The organism is Streptomyces sp. CB01580 (assembly GCF_001905795.1).
In the GTDB taxonomy this organism is placed as follows: domain Bacteria; phylum Actinomycetota; class Actinomycetes; order Streptomycetales; family Streptomycetaceae; genus Streptomyces.
Window position 1 is genome coordinate 112,804 of sequence record NZ_LIXJ01000009.1, and the last position, 24,831, is coordinate 137,634.

Annotated in this window: 23 protein-coding genes and 1 pseudogene; 10 read left to right on the top strand and 14 right to left on the bottom strand. The window is 71.4% G+C overall.

Features of this window, described 5'->3' with window-relative positions:
• Positions 1 to 99 precede the first annotated feature (99 nt).
• Together AMK22_RS15785 and AMK22_RS15790 are read left to right on the top strand one after the other, a co-directional pair.
• The gene (locus AMK22_RS15785) at positions 100 to 2,328 is read left to right on the top strand and encodes an acetate--CoA ligase family protein (RefSeq protein WP_073785504.1); all 2,229 of its coding nucleotides are present in this window, start codon (positions 100 to 102) and stop codon (positions 2,326 to 2,328) included.
• Between the two features lie 190 nt (positions 2,329 to 2,518).
• Positions 2,519 to 3,451, top strand: a complete 933-nt coding sequence (locus AMK22_RS15790) for an enoyl-CoA hydratase/isomerase family protein (RefSeq protein WP_073785506.1) — start codon at positions 2,519 to 2,521, stop codon at positions 3,449 to 3,451.
• A 34-nt stretch (positions 3,452 to 3,485) separates the two neighbouring features.
• Here AMK22_RS15790 and AMK22_RS15795 read toward each other — a convergent pair whose 3' ends face one another.
• Together AMK22_RS15795 and AMK22_RS15800 are read right to left on the bottom strand one after the other, a co-directional pair.
• Positions 3,486 to 4,361 carry a hypothetical protein gene (locus AMK22_RS15795; RefSeq protein WP_073785508.1) on the bottom strand — a complete coding sequence of 292 codons (876 nt, stop codon included), beginning with the start codon at positions 4,359 to 4,361 and terminating at the stop codon, positions 3,486 to 3,488.
• Between the two features lie 396 nt (positions 4,362 to 4,757).
• The gene (locus AMK22_RS15800; RefSeq protein WP_073785510.1) at positions 4,758 to 5,210 is read right to left on the bottom strand and encodes an ATP-binding protein; all 453 of its coding nucleotides are present in this window, start codon (positions 5,208 to 5,210) and stop codon (positions 4,758 to 4,760) included.
• Positions 5,211 to 5,377: 167 nt separating this feature from the next.
• Here AMK22_RS15800 and AMK22_RS15805 point away from each other — a divergent pair, with 167 nt between their 5' ends.
• The 3 genes from AMK22_RS15805 (at position 5,378) to AMK22_RS15815 (ending at position 6,755) form a co-directional block, all read left to right on the top strand.
• Positions 5,378 to 6,256, top strand: coding sequence for a helix-turn-helix domain-containing protein (locus tag AMK22_RS15805; RefSeq protein ID WP_073785687.1), 879 nt, complete (start codon positions 5,378 to 5,380; stop codon positions 6,254 to 6,256).
• Positions 6,253 to 6,462 carry a DUF397 domain-containing protein gene (locus tag AMK22_RS15810; protein ID WP_073785512.1) on the top strand — a complete coding sequence of 70 codons (210 nt, stop codon included), beginning with the start codon at positions 6,253 to 6,255 and terminating at the stop codon, positions 6,460 to 6,462. Before AMK22_RS15805 ends, AMK22_RS15810 begins: the two co-directional genes overlap by 4 nt.
• A gap of 86 nt (positions 6,463 to 6,548) precedes the next feature.
• Entirely contained in the window at positions 6,549 to 6,755 is a 207-nt protein-coding gene (locus AMK22_RS15815; protein ID WP_073785514.1) for a DUF397 domain-containing protein, read from the top strand.
• A 30-nt stretch (positions 6,756 to 6,785) separates the two neighbouring features.
• On the opposite strand, the gene AMK22_RS38385 is transcribed toward AMK22_RS15815, so the two are convergent.
• Positions 6,786 to 7,718 (bottom strand): hypothetical protein, encoded by a 933-nt coding sequence (locus AMK22_RS38385; protein ID WP_242433991.1) that lies wholly within the window; start codon positions 7,716 to 7,718, stop codon positions 6,786 to 6,788.
• Between the two features lie 210 nt (positions 7,719 to 7,928).
• Here AMK22_RS38385 and AMK22_RS15825 point away from each other — a divergent pair, with 210 nt between their 5' ends.
• Positions 7,929 to 8,573 carry a flavin reductase family protein gene (locus tag AMK22_RS15825; RefSeq protein WP_073785518.1) on the top strand — a complete coding sequence of 215 codons (645 nt, stop codon included), beginning with the start codon at positions 7,929 to 7,931 and terminating at the stop codon, positions 8,571 to 8,573.
• 36 nt (positions 8,574 to 8,609) lie between these two features.
• On the opposite strand, the gene AMK22_RS15830 is transcribed toward AMK22_RS15825, so the two are convergent.
• On the bottom strand, positions 8,610 to 9,044 hold the full coding sequence (locus AMK22_RS15830) for a hypothetical protein (RefSeq protein ID WP_242433999.1): 435 nt from the start codon (positions 9,042 to 9,044) through the stop codon (positions 8,610 to 8,612).
• A gap of 128 nt (positions 9,045 to 9,172) precedes the next feature.
• Positions 9,173 to 10,558 (bottom strand): MFS transporter, encoded by a 1,386-nt coding sequence (locus AMK22_RS15835; RefSeq protein WP_073785522.1) that lies wholly within the window; start codon positions 10,556 to 10,558, stop codon positions 9,173 to 9,175.
• A gap of 316 nt (positions 10,559 to 10,874) precedes the next feature.
• Between AMK22_RS15835 and AMK22_RS15840 the strand changes: the two genes are divergently transcribed.
• A complete protein-coding gene (locus AMK22_RS15840; RefSeq protein WP_073785524.1) occupies positions 10,875 to 11,270 on the top strand; it encodes a hypothetical protein in 396 nt (131 codons plus the stop codon).
• A gap of 28 nt (positions 11,271 to 11,298) precedes the next feature.
• Here the strand turns inward: AMK22_RS15840 and AMK22_RS15845 are convergent, their stop codons facing one another.
• Positions 11,299 to 11,718: a ribosomal maturation YjgA family protein gene (locus tag AMK22_RS15845; RefSeq protein ID WP_073785526.1), complete on the bottom strand. Its 420-nt coding sequence runs from the start codon at positions 11,716 to 11,718 to the stop codon at positions 11,299 to 11,301.
• 300 nt (positions 11,719 to 12,018) lie between these two features.
• On the opposite strand from AMK22_RS15845, the gene AMK22_RS15850 reads away from it, so the two are divergent.
• Positions 12,019 to 13,008 carry a GlxA family transcriptional regulator gene (locus AMK22_RS15850; protein ID WP_073785528.1) on the top strand — a complete coding sequence of 330 codons (990 nt, stop codon included), beginning with the start codon at positions 12,019 to 12,021 and terminating at the stop codon, positions 13,006 to 13,008.
• A gap of 121 nt (positions 13,009 to 13,129) precedes the next feature.
• Here the strand turns inward: AMK22_RS15850 and AMK22_RS15855 are convergent, their stop codons facing one another.
• The 3 genes from AMK22_RS15855 to AMK22_RS15865 all read right to left on the bottom strand — a co-directional run bounded on the left by AMK22_RS15855 (position 13,130) and on the right by AMK22_RS15865 (position 16,480).
• A complete protein-coding gene (locus AMK22_RS15855; protein WP_073785530.1) occupies positions 13,130 to 14,185 on the bottom strand; it encodes a Zn-dependent alcohol dehydrogenase in 1,056 nt (351 codons plus the stop codon).
• Positions 14,182 to 15,411, bottom strand: a complete 1,230-nt coding sequence (locus tag AMK22_RS15860; RefSeq protein WP_073785532.1) for an acyl-CoA dehydrogenase family protein — start codon at positions 15,409 to 15,411, stop codon at positions 14,182 to 14,184. Before AMK22_RS15860 ends, AMK22_RS15855 begins: the two co-directional genes overlap by 4 nt.
• Positions 15,412 to 15,565: 154 nt before the next feature.
• A complete protein-coding gene (locus AMK22_RS15865) occupies positions 15,566 to 16,480 on the bottom strand; it encodes an SDR family oxidoreductase (protein WP_073785534.1) in 915 nt (304 codons plus the stop codon).
• Positions 16,481 to 16,564: 84 nt separating this feature from the next.
• Here AMK22_RS15865 and AMK22_RS15870 point away from each other — a divergent pair, with 84 nt between their 5' ends.
• Positions 16,565 to 17,491 carry a cyclase family protein gene (locus AMK22_RS15870; RefSeq protein WP_073785689.1) on the top strand — a complete coding sequence of 309 codons (927 nt, stop codon included), beginning with the start codon at positions 16,565 to 16,567 and terminating at the stop codon, positions 17,489 to 17,491.
• 286 nt (positions 17,492 to 17,777) lie between these two features.
• Here the strand turns inward: AMK22_RS15870 and AMK22_RS40850 are convergent.
• The 4 genes and pseudogenes from AMK22_RS40850 to AMK22_RS15890 all read right to left on the bottom strand — a co-directional run.
• A pseudogene (locus AMK22_RS40850) lies at positions 17,778 to 18,215 on the bottom strand (ATP-binding protein); the annotation flags it as partial.
• A gap of 661 nt (positions 18,216 to 18,876) precedes the next feature.
• On the bottom strand, positions 18,877 to 19,914 hold the full coding sequence (locus tag AMK22_RS15880; RefSeq protein WP_073785536.1) for an acyl-CoA dehydrogenase family protein: 1,038 nt from the start codon (positions 19,912 to 19,914) through the stop codon (positions 18,877 to 18,879).
• A gap of 7 nt (positions 19,915 to 19,921) precedes the next feature.
• Positions 19,922 to 21,112, bottom strand: a complete 1,191-nt coding sequence (locus tag AMK22_RS15885) for an acyl-CoA dehydrogenase family protein (RefSeq protein WP_073785538.1) — start codon at positions 21,110 to 21,112, stop codon at positions 19,922 to 19,924.
• 7 nt (positions 21,113 to 21,119) lie between these two features.
• On the bottom strand, positions 21,120 to 22,349 hold the full coding sequence (locus tag AMK22_RS15890; RefSeq protein WP_073785540.1) for an amidohydrolase family protein: 1,230 nt from the start codon (positions 22,347 to 22,349) through the stop codon (positions 21,120 to 21,122).
• Positions 22,350 to 22,591: 242 nt separating this feature from the next.
• On the opposite strand from AMK22_RS15890, the gene AMK22_RS15895 reads away from it, so the two are divergent.
• Complete coding sequence (locus AMK22_RS15895; protein ID WP_073785542.1) at positions 22,592 to 24,193, top strand: class I adenylate-forming enzyme family protein; 1,602 nt, start codon at positions 22,592 to 22,594, stop codon at positions 24,191 to 24,193.
• A 53-nt stretch (positions 24,194 to 24,246) separates the two neighbouring features.
• On the opposite strand, the gene AMK22_RS15900 is transcribed toward AMK22_RS15895, so the two are convergent.
• Positions 24,247 to 24,621, bottom strand: coding sequence for an STAS domain-containing protein (locus AMK22_RS15900; RefSeq protein ID WP_073785544.1), 375 nt, complete (start codon positions 24,619 to 24,621; stop codon positions 24,247 to 24,249).
• Positions 24,622 to 24,831: the final 210 nt, after the last annotated feature.

The following is a 24,831-nucleotide window of genomic DNA, read 5'->3' on the forward strand; positions in this document are numbered from 1 at the left end:
TCCTGACGAGCCGTCAGTTCAGTAACCTGACAGAGTGTCAGCTATTGGCTGACCGTAAACAGGCACCCGACGGACTTCGAGCAGAAGCGGGCGGAAACGATGCTTGGATCGACTCACGGCACCCTCACCACCGACTTCCGCGCCCGGGTGGTGGCCTGCGGCGAGGAACCGCACGCCACCGTCCGCTGCATGGCGACCGCCGCCGCGGAGGGCGATCTCGATGTCAGCGGCCGACCGCTGCACGCGCCCGTGCCGGACCTGGACCGGTTCTTCCGGCCCGAGTCCGTGGCGGTCGTCGGCGCCTCCGACGCCGAGGGACGCCCCAACACGGGGATCACCCGACAGCTGATCGCCTGGGCCGAACGGGTCGGCGCCCGGCTGCATCCCGTCCACCCCACCCGCAGGACCGTGTTCGGACGGCCCTGCTTCCCGTCCGTCGCGGATCTGCCGGAGCAGGTCGACCTGGCCGTGCTGCTGGTCGGCGATCCGCTCCCGGTGATCGAAGAACTCGCCCGGTCCAAGGTGAGGTTCGCGGTCGCCTTCGCCTCCGGGTTCGCCGAGACCGGCGAAGAGGGAGCCGCCGCCCAGGCACGGTTGGCCGAGGCGGTGGAGCGGTCCGGGCTGCGGCTGCTCGGGCCGAACACCAACCTCAACGCCTTCGAGAAGTTCCGGGACGACCTGGACGGACCGGCGATCGCCCTGATCACCCAGTCGGGTCACCAGGGACGCCCCGTGTACACCCTTCAGGAGCTGGGGGTGCGGCTCTCGCACTGGGCCCCCACGGGCAACGAGGCGGATCTGGAGACCGCCGACTTCATCTCGTACTTCTCACAGCGCCCTGAGGTCGGGGCCATCGCCTGCTACGTGGAGGGGCTCAAGGACGGGCGCTCCTTTCTGCTGGCCGCGGACCGGGCCGCACGGGCCGGGGTGCCGGTGGTGGCGGTCAAGGTGGGGCGTACGGAGACGGGGGCCAGGACGGCCGCCTCGCACACCGGCAAACTGACCGGCGCGGACGAGGTGGTGGACGCGGCGATGCGGCAGTTCGGCGTGATCCGGGTGGACGGGCTCGACGAGCTCCAGGACACGGCCGCTCTGCTGGCCCGGGCCCGCAAGCCGCTGGCCGACGGAGTCGTCGTGTATTCGATCTCCGGCGGCACGGGCGCGCACTTCTCGGACCTGGCGACCGGGGCGGGACTGAACCTGCCCACGCTCTCCGAGGAGAGGCAGCGCGAGCTGCACCAGTGGATCCCCGGCTATCTGAACGTCGCGAACCCGGTCGACAACGGCGGGCACCCGGTCGGCGACTGGCGGGGCCGGAAGATCATCGACGCGATCCTCGCCGACCCGGACGTAGGGGTCCTGATCTGTCCGATCACCGGCCCCTTCCCGCCGATGAGCGACAAACTCGCGCAGGACCTGGTGGACGCGGCGGAGGCCACGGACAAGCTGGTCTGCGTGGTGTGGGGCTCGCCCGTCGGCACCGAGGACGCGTACCGCACGACGCTGCTCGGGTCCTCCCGCGTCGCCACGTTCCGTACGTTCCGCAACTGCGTCACCGCCGTGAAGGCGTATCTGGACCACCACCGGTTCACCACCCGCTACCGCTCCCCCTTCGACGAGGCGCCGCGCACGCCGTCGCCGTCCTTCCGCAAGGCACAGGGACTGCTGCGCGCGGGCAACCAGCTGAGCGAGCACGCGGCGAAGCAGCTGCTGCGGGCGTACGGGATCCGGGTGCCGCGCGAGCAGCTGGTGACCAGCGCGGCGGCGGCCGTCCGAGCAGCGGGGCTGGTCGGCTACCCGGTCGTCATGAAGGCGTCGGGGGCCCGGCTCGCCCACAAGACGGAACTGGGCCTCGTCAAGGTCGGGCTGACCTCGGCCAGCCAGGTGCGCGACGCGTACCGCGAGCTGACCGACATCGCGCGCTACGAGGACATCGACCTGGACGGCATCCTGGTCTGCCAGATGATCGAGCGGGGCGTCGAGATGATGGTCGGCGTCACGCAGGACCCGCTGTTCGGACCGACGGTCACGGTCGGGCTGGGCGGCGTGCTCGTCGAGGTGCTGCACGACGCGGCCGTACGGGTGCCACCGTTCGGCGAGGATCAGGCCAGGTCGATGCTCGGCGAACTGCGCGGCCGGGCCCTGCTGGAAGCGGTGCGCGGCGGCCCGCCGGCGGACGTGGACGCGCTCGTGGAGGTCGTGCTGCGGGTGCAGCGGATGGCGCTGGAACTGGGTGACGACCTCGCCGAACTGGACATCAACCCGCTGATGGTGCTGGGGCGGGGCCAGGGCGCGGTGGCACTGGACGCGCTGGCCGTCTGCCGCTGACGGGTCGCGGGACCGAAACCCTCGTCGGGCCGCCCGAACCGACTGCGCGCGTCGGCCCCACAGGACACCTCGGTCCCGCCGAACCGCCCCGCAGCCCGACCGAACCGCCCCGGCCCGCCGCAACCACCCGGACCACCGTTCCGACCCGGGCCGCCGCGCACGACCCCACCACCTGCCAAGGAGCTGCCTCATGCCGTCCTCCCCCGAAGACACCGCCGAGCACACCGAACGCGATCAGCGCACCGATCGCACCGAGCACGCCGAGCACGCCGAACGAACCGGTCCGACCTCGCCGGCCGACCCGCTCGATTCATTGGTACTCCACACCACTGACAACGGCGTCTCGTGGATCACGCTCAACCGCCCCGAGGCGATGAACGCCGTCACCTGGGACCAGCGGGAACGCGTCATCGCCCTGCTCGCCGACGCCTCCGCCGACCCGGCGGTCCGGGCGGTCGTCCTCACGGCCACCGGCCGCGGCTTCTGCGCGGGTGCCGACCTGCGCGGCTCCCCGGCGACGGGCTCCTCCGCCCCGGGCACCCGCGCGCCCGGCGACCGGATTCCGGGGGACGTGGCACGGACGATCAGGCTCGGTGCGCAACGCCTGATCGCCGCGGTCCTGGACTGCGAGAAGCCGGTGATCGCGGCGGTCAACGGCACGGCGGCGGGCATCGGCGCCCATCTCGCGTTCGCCTGCGATCTGGTACTGGCCGCCGAGTCGGCGAAGTTCATCGAGGTGTTCGTACGCCGCGGGCTCGTACCGGACGGCGGTGGCGCGTATCTGCTGCCGCGCCTGATCGGACCGCAACGAGCAAAGGAGCTGATGTTCTTCGGCGATTCACTCCCGGCGACGGACGCCGAACGCCTGGGCCTGGTCAACCGGGTCGTACCGGACGAGGAGCTGGCGGCTACGGCCCGCGCCTGGGCCGAACGGCTGGCCGAGGGCCCGACCCGGTCCATCGCCCTCACGAAACAGCTGGTGAACGCCTCGCTGGAGTCCGACCGGGCGACGGCCTTCGCGGCGGAGGCCATGGCACAGGAGATCAACATGACCACGCACGACGCCAACGAGGGCGTGGCCGGCTTCATGGAACGGCGGGCGCCGAAGTACCGGGGGCGGTGAGGCCCCCGGGGTCCGGCGCCGATCCTGCGGCTTACTACTCTCCGGCGAAGATGTCCTCAACGATGGAGGCGTTCGGAGCCCGCAGCAGCCAACGGCTCAGCGTCTCGACGTCCCCGCAGCCCAGGATCCGCACACGGGCCTCGTCCGAGACCTCCACACCGGCCTGCCCCAGCAGAAGCAGGACACTCCGCGCGATACCTTCAGCGCGGCCCTCGTCCCGGATCTCTTCCGAGAGGGCGGACTTGTAGAACGAAAGATCCACGGCCACCAGGTTCCTCCACTGTTGTGCGGCCGGACGATTGCCCAGGCCCTGTGCGGTGAGTTCGACGATGGGGTCAGCGATGGTTTCCGGCACATCCCGCAGAGCGGTCGACAGCGCTTTCAGTATGACATTGATGTCCGGATCGCCTGCATGTGTGATCGCCGCCAGCGTGGCCAGTACCAGGTCTTTTCGAACCTCGGTCACGTCCTTGATCACCGGCATGTTGTGCGGCCCCGCGACAAGGGGGCGCAGGGTGAGTACGGGCGCCTGCGGGTACCCGACGGAGTACGGCTGAGCGGCCCATTCGGCGGTGGCCCGGTCCTGGCAGACGACCAGCAGCATGGGCGGCAGTTTGTACTTGGCCTGCAAGTAGGACAGGTAGTACATCCAGCTCACCGGCTTCTCCGGGTCCTTCTTCCCCTGAGCCTCGATCGCCAGGAGGTACGACTCGTCGTCGTCCTCCATGTCGATCCGCAGCAGGGTGTCCACCCGGCGTTCGAGTGGCCGGTTCTCGGTGAGGTCCGTGGGCATGACTGTGGCCGAGGCCGGGGAGCCGATCGAGATCCCCAGCACCTCGGAGACACGGGAGAAGAGCCCGGGATACTCCTGAAAGATGCGGTGCATCGCCTCGTGGGACGAGCTGACCATACGGATTCCTTGGAGTTGCTTGAAACGATCGAAGAGCGTGGCCCGGTGGAGGCGCACAGGTCACCGACGACTTGCGTCTATGTATTGGGCGGAGAGAAAAGGTGAGTGACGGCCCGTCTGGAGGTGCGTCGCGGACGGTCCCGAGCCGCAGGCGCCCGGAAGACGGTGTTGCGGCCCTTTTGAGGACGTCGCGCCTCTGAGGGTGTTCGCTTGGCGAGCATATGCCCGACAACCAGGCTTATTTCCAGCTCAGTTGGCTTGGGTCATCCAAGTGTGTGACGGGACGGCGAGAGCGTGATCGCACGGATATTCGTTCAGACATCCCTCGGTGCCCCGAGGGCCAGGCCGGCAGATTCCTTGTGGGGAGACCGGTCCTGCTCCCAGCCCTGACCCCGGTCACGGCGCGGGGTCGAGGTCGAGTTCAGCCCAGACGGTCTTGCAGGGCACGGGCCCGGGGCTGACGCCCCAACGGTCCGCCAGCGCCTCGACGATCAGCAGCCCGCGCCCGGACTCGCGGCCGGCGTCCGGTACCAGCGTGTGCCCCGGCTCGGGCGGCAGGCACTCGCCACGTGCGTCGCTCACCTCGACGCGCAGCACCGCGCCACCGCCGTACAGGGCGAGCCCTAGCCGGAAGTCCCTCCCCTGAACCCGACCGTGGGCCATGGCGTTGGCCGCCAGCTCGGCCACGATCTGGGCTGCGGCCTCCGCCCGCGACGTGACTCCCCACTCGTCCAACTGCGCCGTGGCGAGCAGTCGGGCCAGCCGAGCACCTCGGCGGGTGGACGAGAGCAGTACGGCGAACGCACGGACAGCGCCGCCGTGTTGAGGGAGGGTGATTTCTTGTTTCACATCACTCAGCCTCGCCGCACCGCTCTACGCTGAACAGTGATCAGGCGAATGCGTACGGTAACTGTCCGCCGCTTGTCCGGAGCTGTCGGGGCTGTCCGGAGTGGACGTACGGACAGACACGGTCGTCGCGATAACGACGACACGAGGCCATGGTGGAGGTGGCGCGAATGCGGGTGGATGCGGACGGTACGGAACGGTCCGGGACCGATACGGACGAGCCCGGTTGGGAGGTCGATCCCGACGACGAGTCCGGCGCGGCGGTCGTCGCCACGGTGGGGCGGCAGCTGAAGCTGCGCCGAGAAGCCGCGGGGATGCGGGCGGCCGAATTCGGCCTCGCGATCGGGTACGGCGAGGACCAGGTCTACAAGGTCGAGGCGGGCAAACGGATTCCGCGCCCGGAGTATCTGGACAAGGCCGACAGGACCCTGAGCGCGGGCGGGCTGATCTCCGCCATGAAGGCGGACGTGGCGGAGGTCCGGTACCCGAAGAAGATCCGGGATCTGGCTCGGATGGAGGCGCGGGCGGTGGAGCTGCTGTCGTATGGCAGCCATAACCTGCACGGGCTGCTCCAGACCGAGGAGTGTGCCCGGGCACTTCTGATGACGAGGCGTCCCGCCTATTCTCAGGACGAGTTGGAGCGCCTGCTGGCCGCCCGGATGGCCCGACGTTCCATCTTCGACCGCTCGCCCGCACCCGAGCTGAGCTTTGTCCAGGAAGAGTCGACGCTCAGGCGACCCATCGGGGGCAAGATGGTCCAGCGCAGGCAGTTGGAACACCTCTTGGAGGTGGGGCAGTTGCGCAACGTAGAGATTCAGGTGATGCCGACCACCTGCTGGAATCACCCTGGGACGAGCGGCCGGATCCGGGTGCTGAAGTTCGGGGACGGCACCGCAGTTGGACGTGCCGATGACGAGTTCGGGGGGCGTCCCATCTCCAGCCCGAAGCAGCTACGGATCCTGGAACTGCGCTATGGCATCATCCGAGCAGAGGCTCTCAGCGCGCGGGAGTCGCTGACTTTCATCAAGCGAATGCTGGAGGAAACATGATCCGGAATGCCTCTACCGGGAACGGCTCCGAGCTGACGTGGTTCAAGAGCAGCTACAGCGACAGCAGCAACGGTCACGACTGCGTCGAGGTCGCCACCACTCCTCACACCGTCCACGTTCGTGACTCCAAGAACGTCCCGGGCCCGCTGTTCACCGTCGCTCCCGGCGCCTGGAGCGACTTCGTGACGTACGCCGCCAAGCACTGATCTGCGCGGCACCCGCGCCTCGCCCTCCCACCGGGGGGCGAGGCGGATCACCAAACCGACCTGTACCAACGAGTGCTGGAGGAAAAGTGATCCAGAACGCCTCTGCTGGGAATGCCTCCGAGCCGACATGGTTCAAGAGCAGCTACAGCGACAGCAGCAACCCCAATGACTGCGTCGAGGTCGCCACTACCCCCCACACCGTCCACGTCCGTGACTCCAAAAATGCGAACGGCCCCCACCTCTCCCTCGCCCCCACCACCTGGTCGGACTTCCTGGTGTACGCCACCAGCTGACCAGTCGGGCGGCGAGTGGTCAGCGGGCCATCAGTACGTGGTCAGCGCGTACCAGTCCGGTGAATCCGGGTCCCCGTACTCATAGTTGAGCTCGATCCGATCCGGGGTACCGCCGACCCGCCACCCGCCGGTTGCGTCGTAGTCCGGACAGCCACCGATGTGGAGCCGCACGCGCTGCCCCCAGGTCGTGGAGTCACCGGCTTCGTAGCTCCATGTGCCCCGCCCCGAGCAACGGTGCTTCGCGGGGGCCGACTTCGCCGGGTCCGGCCACGCCTCCTCGGGGTCGGTCAGCGCGTCGGCGTGTGCCGTGCCGTCGGCGGCCAGGCGCAACGTGCCGCCCCCGCCGTCGGTCCATGTTCCGGCCAGTTGGGCGGCGTCGACCTTCGGCGGGCGGTACTCCGTGACCAGTCCGGTGCCGTACAGCCCCGCGCCGACTCCGTACACGGCCACGACGGCCACCACGCACCAGCCGAGCACGCCCCGCAACCGACGGCGCCGCAGCACGACCTCGCGGGCCACGAGTGCGGTGACCGTCAGTAGCGCCGCGCCCGCCGGCCAGCACAGGAGCAGTGGGCCCGGGGCCAGGTGCAGGGCGATACCGGCTACGGCGGTGCCCACCGCGGCCGGGACCAGCGCGGCCACCGGGACCCACCACCACACCTCGCGGCCGGTGAACCGGACGCTCGCCCAACGCGCCGCCGCAACGGTCGGAAGCACCACCAGCAGGCTCGCCACCAGGAAGAACGGGGCGCCGCAGAGCAGGAACGGCATCATCAGCAGCACGATCGCGGGGTCGTCCGGCGGGGCGGGTGCCGGGAAGGCGAGCTCCACGAAACCCGCGATCTCCACGGCCACCATGACCATCACGAGCTGGGCGATCACGCTCGCCCCGATCGGCCGACCGCTCCACATCGTCCATGCCGTAGCGGCCTGCCTCGTGCCTCCCGCGATACGCGTCGACACGCGTTCCCCCTCCCCGGGCGCCCGTGCCGCCGTACTCGCCCCCCGGCCACTCCCCAGGCGGGACGGAACCGGCTCCGGGCGCGGCTTGAAGCTTCTCCGAAGCGTCTCCGGAACGAGAGTAGTCCTGCCGTCCCGCCCGGATTCGTCGCCCCGACTCTTCCGATCTGACGGCTCGTCAGTTTCAATGGCAGTGTGATGGGACACGCAGGAATGGCCGCCACCGCCGTCCGGTACCTCAGGTCCGTCGGCGCCCCCACCAGTACCGGGCCGGCGCCGGTCGATCCGCTGCCGCGCCCGGATCTGCGGGCTGTCACGGAGGACGAACGGGCCCCCGTCGACCCGGCGGAATTCCGCCGGGTGCTGGGTCACTTCGCCAGCGGGGTCACCCTCGTCACCGCGCACGACCCGGGCGACGGCGACGGCGCCCCGGGGAGTGCCGCGGGCTTCGCGTGCCAGTCGTTCGCGTCGCTCTCCCTCGACCCGCCGCTGGTCGCGTTCATGGTGGCCCGTACGTCGACGACCTGGCCGCGCATCGCCCGCGCCGGGGCCTTCTGCGTCAACGTGCTCGGGGCGAGTCAGGAGGCGTTGTGCCGGAGCTTCGCGGTGAGCGGGGCCGACAAGTTCGCGGGGGTGGCGTACGAGGCGGCCCCGGTGACCGGTTCGCCGCTGCTGGACGGCGTACCGGCCTGGATCGACTGCCGCATCCACGCCGTCCACACCGGGGGCGACCATCTGATCGTGGTGGGCCGGGTGGAGGCCCTGGGTGCCTCGGGAACACCGAACTCAGCGGACGCGGACGGTCCGCTGTTGTTCCACCGGGGGCGGTTCGGGCGGTTCGAGTCGTTCAGCCGGTGACCGGTTCTCCGGCCGCTCGTAGGCGTGCCTACAGGCTCAGGCAAGAGCGGGATCGCCGAGGTCGAGGGTCAGGCAGTTCCCCCAGTCGTTGGTGAAGACGGCGGTCGATCCCTCGTGGCGCACCCCCACGAAGGGGTTGGAGTTCCACATCATGGCCACCCACCGCAGGGAGTGGTCGCTGCCGAGACGGGCGAGGTACCCGACGTTTCCCATCCCGCTCCCGCCGCCGCACATCCATCCCGTTCCGTCCGGCAGCGGGCTCTCGAAGTGGGGGTCCACCTCGGTGGTGCCGCTCTCCTCGATGAGCCGGGCCACGTCGACCGGCCCTCCGAGGCGGAAGGGGATCGGTTGGCCGGCGTCCGGGTGGTAGGCCCCGGGCCCCTCCACATGCACCTCCAGGCCGGTGTCGTCCGGCCGGTACAGCGCGTCGCCGTACGGCATCTCTCCGGCCGCCCACAGCCGCACGACCATTCCCACAGCCCCACCTCGCCGATGTCGTGGTCCCGTGCGCACGGCAAGGAGTCCGTTGCGACCCCCGACGGCGCGTCGAGTGCCCGAGCCTGGTGCTCCGGCCACCTGCCGATCATCCCTCGTACGGTTCAGCCGGCGACCGCGCCCCCACCCGCCCCCGACGGCTCGCGGCGGCGCCGGATGACCAGGGCCATCAGGGCCGCCATCGCGCACAGCGCCCCCGACGCGTACCAGACCACGTCGTACGAGCCGAACACGTCGCGCGCCACGCCGCCCAGGAACGCCACCACCGCCGCGCCCACCTGGTGGGAGGCGAGGACCCAGCCGAAGACGATGGCGCTGTCCTCCCCGTACTGCTCGCGGCACAGGGCGAGCGTCGGCGGGACGGTGGCGACCCAGTCCAGACCGTAGAAGACGATGAAGAAGATCATGGGCGGGTGCACCTCCGGCGCCATCAGCATCGGCAGGAAGAGCAGCGAGACGCCGCGCAGCGCGTAGTAGACGGCGAGGAGGCGGCGGGCGTCGAAGCGGTCGGTGAGCCAGCCGGAGAAGACCGTGCCGATGACGTCGAAGACCCCGATGACGGCGAGCAGCGAGGCCGCGGCGGTGATGGGCATGCCGTGGTCGTGGGCCGAGGGCACGAAGTGCGTGCGGATCAGGCCGTTGGTCGAGGCCCCGCAGATCGCGAACGTACCGGCGAGCAGCCAGAACGGGCCGGTGCGCGCCGCGTCGAACAGCACGCGCAGCGTTCGCCGCGCCGCCCCGCGCGCGGGCGCGGGCTTGGGTGTGTACGCGCCGCCGTACGGGGCGAGGCCCGCGTCGGCCGGATGGTCGTGCAGCAGGAGCCAGACGAACGGGACGACGACCAGGGCGGCGAGCGCCACGGTCACCGAGGCGGGGCGCCAGCCGTGCTCGGCGACGATCCAGGCGCACAGCGGCAGGAAGATCAGCTGACCGGAGGCGCCCGCCGCGGTGAGGATGCCGGTGACCAGGCCGCGCCGGGCGACGAACCACCGGTTGGTGACGGTCGCGGAGAACGCCAGCGCCATCGAGCCGGTGCCGAGGCCGACGAGCAGCCCCCAGTAGATCATCAGTTGCCAGGAGGCGGTCATCCAGACGCTGGCCAGTGCCCCGGCCGCCACCGCGCCGAGCGCGACGACGACCACCCTGCGGATGCCGAAACGGTCCATCATCGCGGCGGCGAACGGTGCCGTGAGCCCGTACAGCGCCATGTCGATGGAGACGGCGAGCCCGATCTCCCCGCGCGACCAGCCGAACTCCGTGTGGAGCGGGTCGATGAGGAGACCGGGGAGGGAGTTGAAGGCGGCTCCGCCGATGATCGTCACGAAGGTGACGGCGGCGACGATCCAGGCGCGATGGACACGGCGGACGCGGCGAGCGCGTGAGCGAGTGGTGGGGTCGGCGCCTGGCGGGGAAGGACGCCCGGTGGTCGTGGGGTCGGGCTCGCGGCCGTCGCCCCCGGCCTCGGTGGTGCTGTCGGTCGTCTGGGTCACATTCGTCAGGATCGGGGCCGCCTCCCGGGCCGGGCCACTGGCCGGAGGGACATCGTTCGAAAGGATCGGGCCATGCCGCGCTCCACACCGGCCGCATGCCTCTCCCGCCGGACTCCGCTCCGCCCACCCATCAGCCGCCGCCTCGTGAACGCTCCGGGGCCGCTGCCGCTCCCGGCGCCAGCGGAACCCGGCGGGCCCACCCGTGCGTAGGATCACTGGGCCGTGGCTTCGAACTGCCGTCCGCCACACCCTCGAAGGCGCATGCGTCAGTTCCGCCGAGGCTCGTCAGTCATGCCCACAGGGGAAGGGAACCGTCATGCACTGGGCCGTCCGCCAGGACTTCGACCGCCGCTCCGGGACGCTCATCGGCTGGGGCCTGGGTCTGCTGGCCGTCGCGACCGGGCTGTTGATCTGGCTGGGCTATCTGCTGCTGGCCCCCTACACCGTGCACAGCCGTACGGGCACCCTGGAATGCGATTCCCCGGTCGCGGACTCCTCCTTCCAGAACACCTCATCGCGGTGCGGTCCCGAGCGCGACTGGCCCGAACTGATGCTCATCTTCGCGCTGTCCGTGCCTCCGGCCGTCGCGGGTACGGCGCTCTGTGTCAGCGGCAGCACCCGCAGGCAGACCACCGCGCACATTTTCGAGGTCATCGAGATGCAGAAGTCCGAGGAGCGCCTCCGTGCCAAGCAGGACGCGCAGGGTCGATAGAAGAAACGGGGCGGGCGGAACGCACGGATCAGGCCGAGCGGGCGGAACGCGCCGAGCGCGCAAGGCGATCGACCGACGCCGCCACGGCCCAGGCGGCCCCGGCGCCGACCGCGTACCAGACCAGATCCGGCGCGTTGAAGGTGGATCCGAGCACCAGACGTGCCACCGCGCTGCGCCGGGAGAGGTCCGCGGGAAGCCCGGTCAGTTGCAGCAGTTCGACCGCCCAGCTCACCGCGAGCCCGATGCCGGCCGCGGCGAGGGGCCGGGTGCGGGGCGCGCCCACGAGTACCAAGGTGCAGATCAGGACGGTGTAGAGCGCGTCCCCGGCGTACTTGGCGATGTCGCCCTCGGCCACCGCCCCGACCCCGAGCCCGGCGGCGACGGTCAGCACCGCCGCGCCCGCCGCCATCACCCGCGACACCATCGACATCGTCCGTACCGCCCCCATCCGATCCGCTCCATCCTCGCCCGATCCGCTCGGGCCGCCGAATCGGCCGGGTCGGCAGCCGGGCCGAGGGACGAACCGGACGGCACACTCGCGGACACCTCGGACACCTCGGACGTCTCAGACGCCTCGGACGCCTCGGACACCGAAGGCACCTCGGCGGGAGCGCTCGGACGACCCGCGGCAGGCTTGAACGGATGACCCGCGGCGGGAATGCGCGGGCGACCCGCCGACTTTGCCTTCACGGGAGTGACATGCATCAACTTGTGGTCTATACCAGCTAGAGTCGAAGGGAGTCCGTCCATGCCGCACCGAGTCGTCGTCCTGGCCCTCGACGGGCTGCTCCCCTTCGAGCTGGGCATCCCGCAAAGGATCTTCGGTCGCTCGATCGGTTCCGAGCCGCTCGACAAGGGCCGCAAGCTCTACGAAGTCGTGACCTGTTCCGTCCGCCCGCCGGGCCCGGTCCGTACGGACGCGGACTTCACGATCACCGTCGAACGCGGCCCCGAGACCCTGGCCACGGCCGACACGGTGGTGATCCCGGCCAGTTACGAGCTGGGCCCCGTGTACACACAGGGCAGGCTCACCGACGAACTGGCCGCCGCGTTCGCGTACATCAGGCCGGGCACGCGGATGGTCTCGATCTGTACGGGCAGTTACGTGCTGGCGGCGGCCGGATACCTGGACGGGCGGCCGGCCACCACCCACTGGTCCTCCGCCGACCACTTCCAGCGGCTGTTCCCGGACGTCCGGGTCGACCCGGACGTCCTGTTCATCGACGACGGGGACGTTCTGACCTCCGCCGGGGTCGCCGCCGGGATCGACCTGTGCCTGCACATCGTGCGCCGCGACCACGGCACCGCCGTCGCCAACGACGTCGCCCGCCGTACCGTCGTACCACCGCACCGGGACGGCGGGCAGGCGCAGTACATCCAACGGCCCGTGCCGGAGGCGCGGCTGGCGACCACCACCACCGCCCGCGCCTGGGCACTCGGCCGGCTGGAGCACCCGATCCAGCTCCGCGACATGGCGCGGCAGGAGTCGATGAGCGTGCGGACGTTCACCCGCCGCTTCCGGGAGGAGGTCGGGGTCAGCCCCGTGCAGTGGCTGACCCGTCAACGGGTCGAGCGCGCACGACAGTTGCTGGAGTCGACGGATCTGTCGATCGACCAGGTGGCGCGCGACGCGGGCTTCGGCACGGCCACCTCGCTGCGACAGCACCTCCAGGCGGTACTGGGGGTCTCCCCCAGCGCGTACCGGCGCACGTTCCGGGACCGGGCCGCACGGGACTGACGGGACTGACGGGACTGACGGGACCGGCAGAACCGGACCGGACCCAGGCCCGACAGGACCCGGACCCGGAACCGGGCCGCGCGGGACGGAGCCGAGGTCCGCCTCGTCCGGGCCACCGGGTTCAGAAGACCAGCACCCCCCGGGCCACCCGGCCGTGGTGCGCGTCGTCCGCCGCCTTGGCGAAGTCCTCCACCGGGTAGGTCTCGGTGACGAGTTCGTCCAGCAGCAGCCTGCCCTCCCGGTACAGCTCGGCGTACAGCGCGATGTCCCGCTGCGGGCGCGAGGATCCGTAGCGGCATCCCAGGATCGACTTGTCCAGGTACATCGACGAGACGAGGAACGACGCCTCCGCCGTCGCCGCCGGAACCCCCAGCAGGACCGCCTGCCCATGCCGGTCCAGCAGGTCGATCGCGGTGCGGATCAGTTCCGTACGGCCCACGCATTCGAAGGCGTGGTCGGCGCCGTGCGGCAGGATCTCCCGTACGCCGTCGGGCGACGCCGAGGTCAGGAAGTGCGTGGCGCCGAAGCGCCGGGCCACCGCCTCCTTCGCCGGGTTGGCGTCGATCGCGACGATCGTCAGGGCGCCCGCGATCCGGGCCCCCTGGATCACGTTGAGCCCGATGCCGCCGGTGCCGATCACCACCACCGTGTCGCCGCGGTCGACCTTCGCCCGGTTGAGCACGGCCCCGACCCCGGTCAGCACCCCGCAGCCGATCAGGGCCGCCGAGGTGAACGGCAGATCGGCCGGGATCTTCACGGCCTGCACGGCCTTGACCAGGGTCCGTTCCGCGAAGGCCGAGTTGGAGGCGAACTGGTACAGCGACTCGCCCCGCCGGGAGAACGGCCGCCCCGGCATACCGATCGCCTTGCGGCACATCGTCGGCCGGCCCCGGTCGCACTGCGCGCACGCCCCGCAGTTGGCCAGCGTCGACAGGGCCACGTGGTCGCCGGGCGCCACGTGGCCGACGCCCGCGCCGACCGCCTCGACCACGCCCGCGCCCTCGTGCCCCAGCACCACCGGCGACGGGAACGGGATCGTCCCGTCGACCACCGACAGGTCGCTGTGGCACAGCCCGGCCGCGGCCACCGCCACCAGCACCTCGCCCGGCCCCGGCTCCCGTATCTCCAGATCGTCGACGACCTCGGTGCGACTGCCGTCGAAGACGACGCCTCTCATCCCGACTCCCTCGGTAGGCCGAGCACCCGCTCGGCGATGATGTTCCGCTGGATCTCGTCCGAGCCGCCGTAGATGGTGTCGGACCGGGTGAACAGGAACAGCCGCTGCGTCTCGTCGAGTTCGTACGGGACGTCCGGCGTCCAGTCGTACGGGCCGACGGCCCCGGCCGCGCCCCTGATCCGTACGGCGAGTTCGCCCAGGCGCTGATGCCAGCCGCCCCACAGCAGCTTCGCCACGCTGGGCGCGCCGGGGTCGCCGACGGCTCCCAGGGTGCACAGGGCGTTCCAGCGCATGACCTTGAGCTCCGCCCACTGCCGGACGAGGCTGTCGCGCAGCACCGGGTCGGTGACGGCTCCGGTGGTCACGGCGCCCCGCACCACCCGTTCGAGCTCGGCGGCGAATCCGATCTGCTGGACGAGCGTGGAGACGCCGCGCTCCAGGGCCAGCAGTCCCATGGCGACGGTCCAGCCGTTGCCCTCGCCGCCGACGCACTCCTCGGCGTGCGCCCCGTCGAAGAAGACCTCGTTGAACTCGCTGGTGCCCGACATCTGGCGGATCGGCCGCACCTCGATCCGGCCCGGCTGGTCCATCGGCACGAGCAGGAACGACAGGCCGTGATGGCGCCGGGAGCCGGGCTCCGTGCGGGCCAGCACGAAGCACCAGTCGGCCTCCCGGGCGAGCGACGTCCAGATCTTCTGCCCGGTCACGCGGTGGCCGCCGCGTGCGGGGTCGGGGACGGCGCTGGTCCGTATCCCGGCGAGGTCGGATCCGGCGCCGGGCTCGCTGTAGCCCTGGCACCACAGCTCCTCGCCGCGCGCGACGGCGGGCAGGAAGCGCCGCCGCTGCTCGGGGGTGCCGTGGGCGATCAACGTCGGGGCCAGGAGGTTCTCACCGATGTGGCCGACCCGGGCGGGTGCGGCGGCGCGGGCGTACTCCTCCGCCCAGACGACCTGCTGGGTCAGGCTCGCCCGCCGGTTCCCGTACCCGCCGCCGTCCCTGCGGCCGTCCCCGTCTTCGTCGCCTTCGCCGTCGGGCCAGCCGAGGCCGATCCAGCCGCCGCGCCCGAGTTCGCCTTCCCAGGCACGGCGGACACCGACGCTCTCGTGCTCGCTGCCCGGCCCACCGGTGCCGGCCGCCGCCGCGTACGCGTCGACGAGGTGTTCGTCCAGCCAGGCGCGGGCCTCCGCGCGGAAGGCGGTGTCGTCCGGGCCGAGGGTGAAGTCCACGTTGCCTCCTGCGTACGGGTACGGAGCGAGGGGGCCGCCCGGCGCCCCGCGCACCGGGGCCGGACGGCGCTTCGGTGGGATCCGCGTCGGTACGGTCCGCACCGGGGAACGCCCGCGGAAGCGGGGTCCCGCGGGACGTCCTGGAAGGTCCCCGTCAGGCGTTCGGCCGGGCCTTGGCAGCCGCCGCCGCTGCCATCTCCTCCAGCTGCGCGAGCATGGGCATGGGGTCGGTGCCCACCGTCCCCGGCAGGAAGTCGGCGATCCGTTCCGGGGTCCACGGGCCCTCCGCGTACCCGGCGCGCAGCTCCCTCGGCTGTGCCCAGACCGCGATCTTCGGCCCGGCGACGGTGTACACCTGGCCGGTGATCCGCTCCTTGCGGGCCCGGTCGCTGAGCAGGTAGACGACGAGCGCCGCCACGTCCTCCGGCTCGCCGATCTCCTTGAGCTCCATGGGCACGTTGGCGGACATCCGGGTGCGGGCGACCGGGGCGACGGCGTTCGCCGTGACGCCGTACTTGTGCAGACCGAGGGCCGCGCTCCGTACCAGCGAGATGATCCCGCCCTTCGCGGCGCTGTAGTTGGCCTGGGCGACGCTGCCCTGGTGGTTGCCGCTGGTGAATCCGATGAGCGTGCCGCCGCCGTCCTGCTTGCGCATGACCGCCGACGCGGCCCTGAAGACGGTGAAGGTGCCCTTGAGATGGGTGGCGACGACCGGGTCCCACTCCTCCTCGGACATGTTGAACAGCATCCGTTCGCGCAGGATGCCGGCCACGCACACGACCCCGTCGATCCGGCCGTACCGCGCGAGCGCCGTGTCCACGATCCGCTGCCCGCCCGCCATCGTGGAGATGTCGTCGGCGACGGCCACCGCCTGCCCGCCCGCCGCCTCGATCTCCTTGACGACGGACTCGGCCACCTCGCTGCTCGGCTCGCCGCCGTCGACGGAGACGCCGTAGTCGTTGACGACGACCCGGGCGCCCTCGGCCGCCGCCGCGATCGCGACCGCCCGTCCGATGCCGCGACCGGCACCCGTCACGGCCACCACTTTGCCTGCCAAGAAGTTCCCCATGCCCGGCCCCTTCCCGCGATTTCTGACGGACCGTTAGATTTTATGGGCCATCAGGTCCGCGAACACAAGCCCTGGGGAGGCGCCGTGTCACTGCCGGAGGAGTTCCACGACATCGCCAAGCGCGTGAACAACTGGGGCCGTTGGGGCGCCGACGACGAGATCGGGACGCTCAACCTGATCACCGACTCCGTCGTACGGGACGCCGCCGCCACGGTCCGCTCCGGGAGACGCGTCCCGCTCGCGCTCCCCCTCCAACAGGACGGCGTGCAGAGCGGTCTGGTCCCCGGGAGGATCAACCCGCTGCACACCATGGTCCAGATCAACCAGGAGCTCTTCGGCCCCGGCACCGTCGCCACCAGCGACGACTCGGCCGTGCTGAGCCTCCAGACGGCCACCCACTGGGACGCCCTCACCCACGTCTCGCACTCCGGGAGGATCTACAACGGCCGCCCGGCCGACACGATCACCGCGCACGAGGGTGCGCGGTTCAGCGGCATCGACAAGGTGCCGCACCTCGTCTCGCGCGGAATCCTCCTCGACGTGGCCCGCGCGCACGGCGTGGACCGGCTGCCCGGCGACCACGCCGTCACTCCCGAGGACCTGGACGCGGCGGAGGACCTGGCCGGGGTCCGGGTCCGTTCCGGCGACATCGTCCTCGTACGGACGGGGCAGGTGCGGGTCTATCTGGCGGGTGACAGGCCCGCGTACGCCTACCCCTCCCCCGGCCTCTCGATACGCACACCCGAGTGGTTCCGCGCGCGCGACGTGGCGGCGGTCGCCAACGACACCCTGACCTTCGAGATCTTCCCGCCCGAGATCGAGGACCTGTGGCTGGGCGTGCACGCGCTGGACCTGGTCGAGATGGGCATGCTCCAGGGCCAGAACTGGAACCTGGAGACACTGTCCACGGCCTGTGCGCAGGAGAAGCGCTACGCCTTCCTGCTGTCGGCGATGCCCGAACCGTTCGTCGGCGCCACCGGCACCCCGGTCGCCCCGGTCGCCGTGCTGTGACCCGGGCCCCTCGGGCCCCGGACCCGGCGCGGCCCGAAAGGCTCCGCTCGGCCCCAACCGCCCCTCGGGGCCACTGCTTTAACCTTTATGCACGTCGTGTGACAGCGCGCGGGGACTCGTACGCCTTGCGGTCCGCGCTCCCCGTGCCGCCGACGCCGCCCACGCACGAGGAACCGCCCGCGCAGGGCGTACCGCCCACGCACGACGTGCCATGGACCGCGCGTGTGTGTGCGCCGGGCGCCGCGTGGGTGTCCTTCGCCCCCGAGGGGGTCCGGAGCGCCTGGCCGCCCGGGTGCAGGGGGACGACCTGGACCAGCGGGGGTTCCCGGTCGACCTCGCACCAGATGCGCTTGCCCGCGCCCTCCGGCTGCCAGCCCCAGCGGTCGGCGAGGCCGTCGACCAGTTCCAGTCCGCGGCCACCGGTGTCCTCGCCCAGCGCGTGGCGCTGCTGCGGCGGGCGGCAACTGGCGTCGGCCACCTCGACCCGTACCGTCCCGGAGCCGGCCCCGCTCGCGCAGCCGAACAGCATGCGCAGCACGGCCGGGCAGCCCGTATGGACCACCGCGTTCGTGACGAGCTCCGAGATCAGCAGGATGAGGGTCTCGGCCAGCGGCTCGTCACCCCTCATCCCCGACCCGATCAGTCTCGACCGCGCCCATCTGCGTGCCCGCCCGACCTCTGCGGGATCCGGACCGACCTCCAGCTGAACCTGAAGCACCTGCACCGCTCACACCATCCGAACCGGCGGACACATCGCCTCGCGCCTCCTCGGGGTCACGGAACGTGATTCCCGTACGCGACAGCATGGTTGACGTACAGTCACCGCAACAAGCGCTTCGGGCATATTCCAGCGCGAAGGAGTACGCGTGGTACATACTGTGCGACGCACATTGCGGGGAGTCGAACAGAAGCGCGTGGAGGTCTCGGGAATCTCCCGGGCGGGACCGGTGTCACCACCCGGAATGCGGGCCGACCGCCCCCTCCGGTCCGGAGCCGCCACGCGGGCAACTCCCGGATCGTCCGGTACACCCGGCCCCAGAACCTCTCGCACCCCACGGAGAGTACCCGAGGTGACCGCCGACTCCGCCCCGTGACGAATCCACCCGCGGGCACGGGCCTCGCTCCCGAGGCGGCCGAATGCACCGCGTGACTCCGTACCGTGAGGCCCCGGGGCCCCTCCGTCACCTCTCCGCCAACCGCGTTCGCACATATCTGCGGGCGGGAATTCTTCACGGAACCCGACCGACTCGAGCACGGATTCGAACCGCCCGACACGAGTCCCGACCGGACCGGACACGGATCCGAGACAGTTTCAGCACAAGTCCGAAGCCGGCGTCGGCGACGCACCCCCGCGCCGGCCCCGTTGCGGAACCCCGGCGCCGGTCTCAGCGCGGTATCCCGGCGCCTCCACGCAGATCCGACGCGAGTCGTTCCTCGGCCGCCGCCGCCCCGATCCACCGGCCGGAGCGCAGCCAGGCCCGCTTGAGGTGCAGGTGGACGTCCGCCTCCCAGGTGAAGCCCATGCCGCCGTGCACCTGGAGGCAGTCGCGGGCGTTGCGGACCGCCGCCTCGTCGGCGAGCAGCTTGGCGCCGGCGATCTCGACGGGGTCCGCGGTCACGGCCGCCGCGTAGACGGCGCAGCGCGCCAACTCGGCCCGGACCAGCATGTCGGCGCACAGGTGTTTGACCGCCTGGAACGATCCGATCGGGGCGCCGAACTGCTCGCGTCCACCGGCGTGTTGAACAGCCATCTCGGTCGTGCGGGCGGCGCTGCCGAGCTGTTCGGCGGCGGCGAGCAGAGCGCCCTCGTCACGCCACCGGGCCGTCCGGCCGGACAACAGCTCACCGGACAGCCGCTCGTGGGACGCTCCGGCGGGGGCGGTGATCCGCCACAGCGGGGTGAACGGGTCGATCGACCGTACGGGCTCGGCGGCCCCGCCCACGAGGCCCCGCAGTTCCCCGCCCGTCACGGCGTACGCCCGCTCCGGGCCCGACTCCGACGCCCGCTCCGGCGCCCGCGCCCCCACGTCCTCCGGGCCGAGCACCAGCAGCGCGTCCGCGTCCCCCAGGTGTTCCACCGGCCGGCCCGGCTCCAGCACGGCGACCACCGCCGTCCCCTCCGCCGCGCCCTTCACGGCCCCCGCCGCGAGGTGCGTGGCGATCAGCGGCCCCGGCAACAGCGCCCGCCCGGCCTCCTCGAAGAGGAGGACCGCCTCGGGCAGCCCGAGCCCGGCGCCGCCCTCCGCCTCCGGCAGCCGCAGTGCGAAGAACCCCGCCTCGCCGAGCTCCCGCCACAGCCCGCGGTCCACCGCTGTGCCCGCGTCGAGGGCCGCCCGCATCCGGTCCCTGCCGAAGCGCCCGGCGAGGATGTCCCCTGTCCCCGAGCGCAGGGCCCGCTGGTCGTCCGAGAGCTGGAAGTCCATGGCCGGTTCAGCGCCCCTTCGGCAGGCCGAGTATCCGCTCGGCGACGATGTTCCGCTGGATCTGCGAGGTGCCCGCGGCGATCGTGTACGAGAGCGAGGAGAGCCGGTCCAGGACCCATTCCCGGTCCAGATCGGCGGCGTCCGCGCCGAGCACCTCGGCGGCCGTCTCGTACAGCTCCTGGCGGGCGTGCGAGTAACGCAGTTTGAAGACCGAGCCCCCGGTGCCGGGTACGCCGCCCGTGCCGGACGCGCCCTTGCCGCGCCCGCCGGGGCCCGGCCCCGACGCCTCGCTCACGTTCCACTGGGTGAGCCGCCACAGCGCCCGGAACTCGGCGTTCAGCCTGCCCAGTCGTCGGCGCAGCACCGGGTCGTCCCAGCGTCCGTCGGCCTGTGCTCGGGCGGCCAGGGCGGCCAGGGTGCGGCGGCAGGCGACGACCTCTCCGACGAAGGCCGTGCCGCGTTCGAAGGAGAGCGTGACCATGGTGACCCGCCAGCCGTCGTTCTCCGCGCCGACCCGGTGGGAGACCGGCACGCGCACCTCGTCGAGGAACATCTCCGCGAACTCGGTGGACCCGGCGAGGGTGCGCAGCGGGCGGACGGTGACGCCCGGGGTGTCCATCCTCATGGCGAGCCAGGTGATGCCCCGGTGCCGGGGGGCCGCGGGGTCGGTGCGCACCAGCAGTTCGCACCAGTCGGCGACCTCCGCGTGCGAGGTCCAGATCTTGCTGCCGCTCACCACGTAGTGGTCGCCGTCGCGCATCGCCCGGGTCCGCAGCGCGGCGAGGTCCGATCCGGCGTCGGGCTCGCTGAACCCCTGGCACCAGATCTCGTCGCCGCGCAGTACGGGGGGCAGCCAGCGCGCCCGCTGTTCGGCGGTTCCCTCGGCGGCGACGGTGGGCCCGGCGTGCAACAGTCCGACGAAGTTGGCGCCGACGTACGGGGCGCCGGCCTTCTCCGTCTCCTCCAGGAAGATCAGGTGCTGGGTCGGGGTGGCACCCTGCCCGCCCGCGTCGACGGGCCAGTGCAGGCCTGCGTAGCCGGCGTCGTACAGCATCCGCTGCCAGGCGGTGTCGTACGCGCGCCGCCCCGGCCAGTCGTCGGGGGCGGGCTTCGCGGGCAGCGCGGGCAGTACGGTGGCCAGCCACGCGCGCAGCCGCGCCCGGAACTCCTCCTCCGCCTCCGTGTACGCGAGATCCATCGCGCGCCTACGCTCCCTGACCGGTACGGCCGTTCGGGGCCGGGCGGCGGTCGAGGTCGAGGCCGAGCATCCGGATCGCGTTTCCACGCATCAGTTTGTAGACCGTCTCGTCGTCCAGCCCCTTGACGTGGTCGAGCGCGACCTCCTTGGTGTGCGGGAACGTCGAGTCGACGTGCGGGTAGTCGGTCTCGAAGGTGGCGTTGTCCCGTCCGACGACGTCGAGCGAGGCGACCCCGTGCTTGTCCCGGAAGAAGCAGCAGAAGATCTGCCGGTAGTAGTACGTGGACGGCGGCTCGGGGATCAGGTCGCGCACCCCGCCCCAGGCCCGGTGCTCCTCCCAGACGTCGTCGGCGCGTTCCAGGGCGTACGGGATCCAGCCCATCTGGCCCTCGCTGTAGGCGAGTTTCAGCTGCGGGAAGCGCACCAGGACCCCGCTGAACAGGAAGTCCATCATCGAGGCCATGGCGTTGTTGAAGGAGAGGCTGGCCTGGACGGCGGGCGGGGCGTCCGGGGAGGCGGCGGGCATCTGCGAGCTGGACCCGATGTGCATGTTGACGACCGTGCCGGTCTCCTGGCACGCGGCGAAGAACGGGTCCCAGTAGCCGGTGTGGATCGACGGCAGGCCGAGATGGGTGGGGATCTCGGAGAACGTCACCGCGCGCACCCCGCGCGCCGCGTTCCGGTGGATCTCCGCGACCGCCAGGTCGATGTCCCAGAGCGGGATGATGCAGAGCGGGACGAGCCGTCCGCCGCTGTCGCCGCACCACTCCTCGACCATCCAGTCGTTGTAGGCGCGGACACAGGCGAGCGCTACTTCCCTGTCCCGCGCCTCGGCGAAGGTCTGGCCGCAGAAGCGCGGGAAGGTGGGGAAGCACAGGCTCGCCTCGACGTGGTTGAGGTCCATGTCCTTGAGGCGCTCGGCGGGGTCCCAGCAGCCGGGCCGCATCTCGGCCCGGGTGATGCCCTCCAGCGTCATGTCGTCGCGGTCGAAGCCGACGGCGGCGATGTTCCGCTTGTACGGGAACTTCAGGTCCTCGTAGATCCACCAGTCCGTGGGCGGCCCGTCCGGGTCCATCGTGATGACGTACTTGCCGCCGACGTAGGCCAGTTCCCCGATGCCCGCGGTGAGCGGCTGCGGGCCGCGCTCGCGGTACTTGGCGGGCAGCCAGGTGGAGAAGAGGTGCGGCGGCTCGATCACGTGGTCGTCGACGCTGACGATCCGAGGCAGTTCCGTCATGGTGTCCCCTTCTCCTTCACGGTGTCCCCTGTCCGTCCCCTGCGGGCGCTTCGCGTCCCCGACGGGGTCTCCTCCGGTCCCCCGCGGCCCCGTTCCGTCCCCGGTGGACGCTTATTCATTTCTGATGACCCGTCAGATCCAGCTCCGGACTCAGGCTAGCCCCGCACCCCTGGACCGACAAGGCGCGGCGCTCTACGCTCTCCGCACGATCTGACTATCCGTCAGCTTTTGAGGGGTTCGCCGTGGACGAGACCGCACACGCGCTGGGCACGTCGGGCACTTTCTGGGAGCTCGTCGAGCGACGGGCCGCCCTGACGCCGGACCGCCCGTTCCTGATCCAGGACGACCGCACGCTGACCTTCGGGGAGCTGCGGGCCCGCGGCGAACGGGTCGCGGCCGGGCTCTGGGGGATGGGGGTGCGCCCCGGGAGCGTGGTCGTCTGGCAGCTGCCGACCCGGATCGAGACGGTGTTGCTGTCGTTCGCGCTGACCCGGATCGGGGCCGTGCAGTCGCCCGTCATCCCGTTCCACCGGGACCGCGAGACGGGGTTCGCGCTGCGCGAGTCGAAGGCCGGCTTCTTCGCCGTACCGGGCACCTGGCGCGGCTTCGACCACACGGCGATGGCGCACCGGCTGGCCGCGGCAAGGACCTCGACGCCGGAAGCGGTCACGGCGGAGCCGGCCGCGGCGGCGGCACCGGCGGCCGGGCCCGTACCACTGGTCTTCGAGGTGTACGCGTCGCTGCCGGACGGCGATCCGGCCGTACTGCCCCCGCCGCCCGCCGACGGGACCGCGGTCCGCTGGATCTACTGGACCTCGGGCACCACCTCCGACCCGAAGGGGGTCCTGCACACCGACCGCAGCCTGATCGCGGGCGGCTCCTGCCTGGCCCACGCGCTGCGTCTGTCGGCCGACGACATCGGCTCGATCGCGTTCCCGTTCGCCCATGTCGGCGGGCCCGACTACGCGGTGATGCTGCTGCTCTACGGGTTCCCGGCGGTGCTCTTCGAGCACTTCGCGATGCCGGACGCGCTGGCGGAGTACCGGCGCCACGGAGTGACGGTCGCGGGCGGTTCCACGGCGTTCTACTCGATGTTCCTGGCCGAGCAGCGCAGGACCCCGGACCGCGGGCCGGTCCCCACCCTGCGGCTGCTGGCGGGCGGCGGGGCGCCGAAGCCTCCGGAGCTGTACCACGCGGTGGTGCGGGAGATGGGCGTCCAGCTGACCCATGGGTACGGCATGACCGAGGTCCCCATGATCACGATGGGCGCCCCCGACGACACGGCGGAACACCTCGCCGGGACGGAGGGGCGCCCGCCCGCGGGCATGGAGATCCGGATCACGGACGAGTCCGGCATGCCGTTGCCGCACGGTACGGACGGCGAGGTGCGGTTGCGCGGGGAGGCCGTCTGCAAGGGATATCTGGACCCTGCGGCGACGGCCGCCGCCTTCGACGCCGACGGGTTCCTGATCACCGGGGACATCGGCCACGTCGAGCCGAGCGGGCACCTGGTGCTCACCGGGCGGCTGAAGGACATCATCATCCGCAAGGGCGAGAACGTCTCCGCCAAGGAGCTGGAGGACCTGCTGCACGGACACCCGGAGGTCGGGGACGTGGCGGTGATCGGGCTCCCGGACGCGGAGCGCGGCGAGCGGGTCTGCGCGGTCGTGGAGCAGCCCGCGGGCGCCGCCCCGCTGACCCTGCCGGACATCACCGGCTACCTGCGGGAACGGGGACTCTCCGTGTACAAGCTGCCGGAACAGCTGGAGGTGGTCGCGGAGCTGCCGCGCAACGAGACCCTGCGGAAGGTGCTGAAGTACCGGCTGCGGGAGCGGTTCTCCTGACGGCGAGCGGTTCTCCTGTCGGCGGGAACCGGCGCCCCGGTTCCCGCCGGTCCTCAGACCGGGAGCGGCCGGGCCCCGTCGTCGACGGCTGCGCGCCGGTCGGGGTAGACGTCGAAGAGACGGCGTACACCGAGCGCGCAGATGACCCGGTTGACGTGCGAGCCCTCCTCCGCGCCCCGCGCCGGGAGGATCAGCCGCAGCCGGCCCCCGCACGAGCGCATCAGGCGGCGGGCCGCGATCAGTACGCCGACGCCGCTGGAATCGCAGAACTGGACCTCGGAGAGGTCGAGCACCACGTCGTGGCGGCCCTCGGCGACCGCCTCGTGGACGGACTGGCGCATCGCAGGCGACGACACCAGATCCAGCTCGCCGCGCATGCGCAGCACGGTCCAGTCGCCGTGCACGGTCTCGGCCACTTTCAGTGTCACGCGACGGGGCCTCTCGTTCCGTGTCTTCCGACGTTGTTCCGTAACGTCGACTTCTTGACTGCTTCCGGCTGTTCCCGACCGAATCAACCGACGTTCCGGAGGTTTCCGTTCCTTCTCGCGGGTGCCCCCGCCGCAGGCCCATGAAACACCGACTCGCGCGAGAGGGCATAGTCGTGTTCGAACCGAAATGATTGGTTCGAGTACGATTTC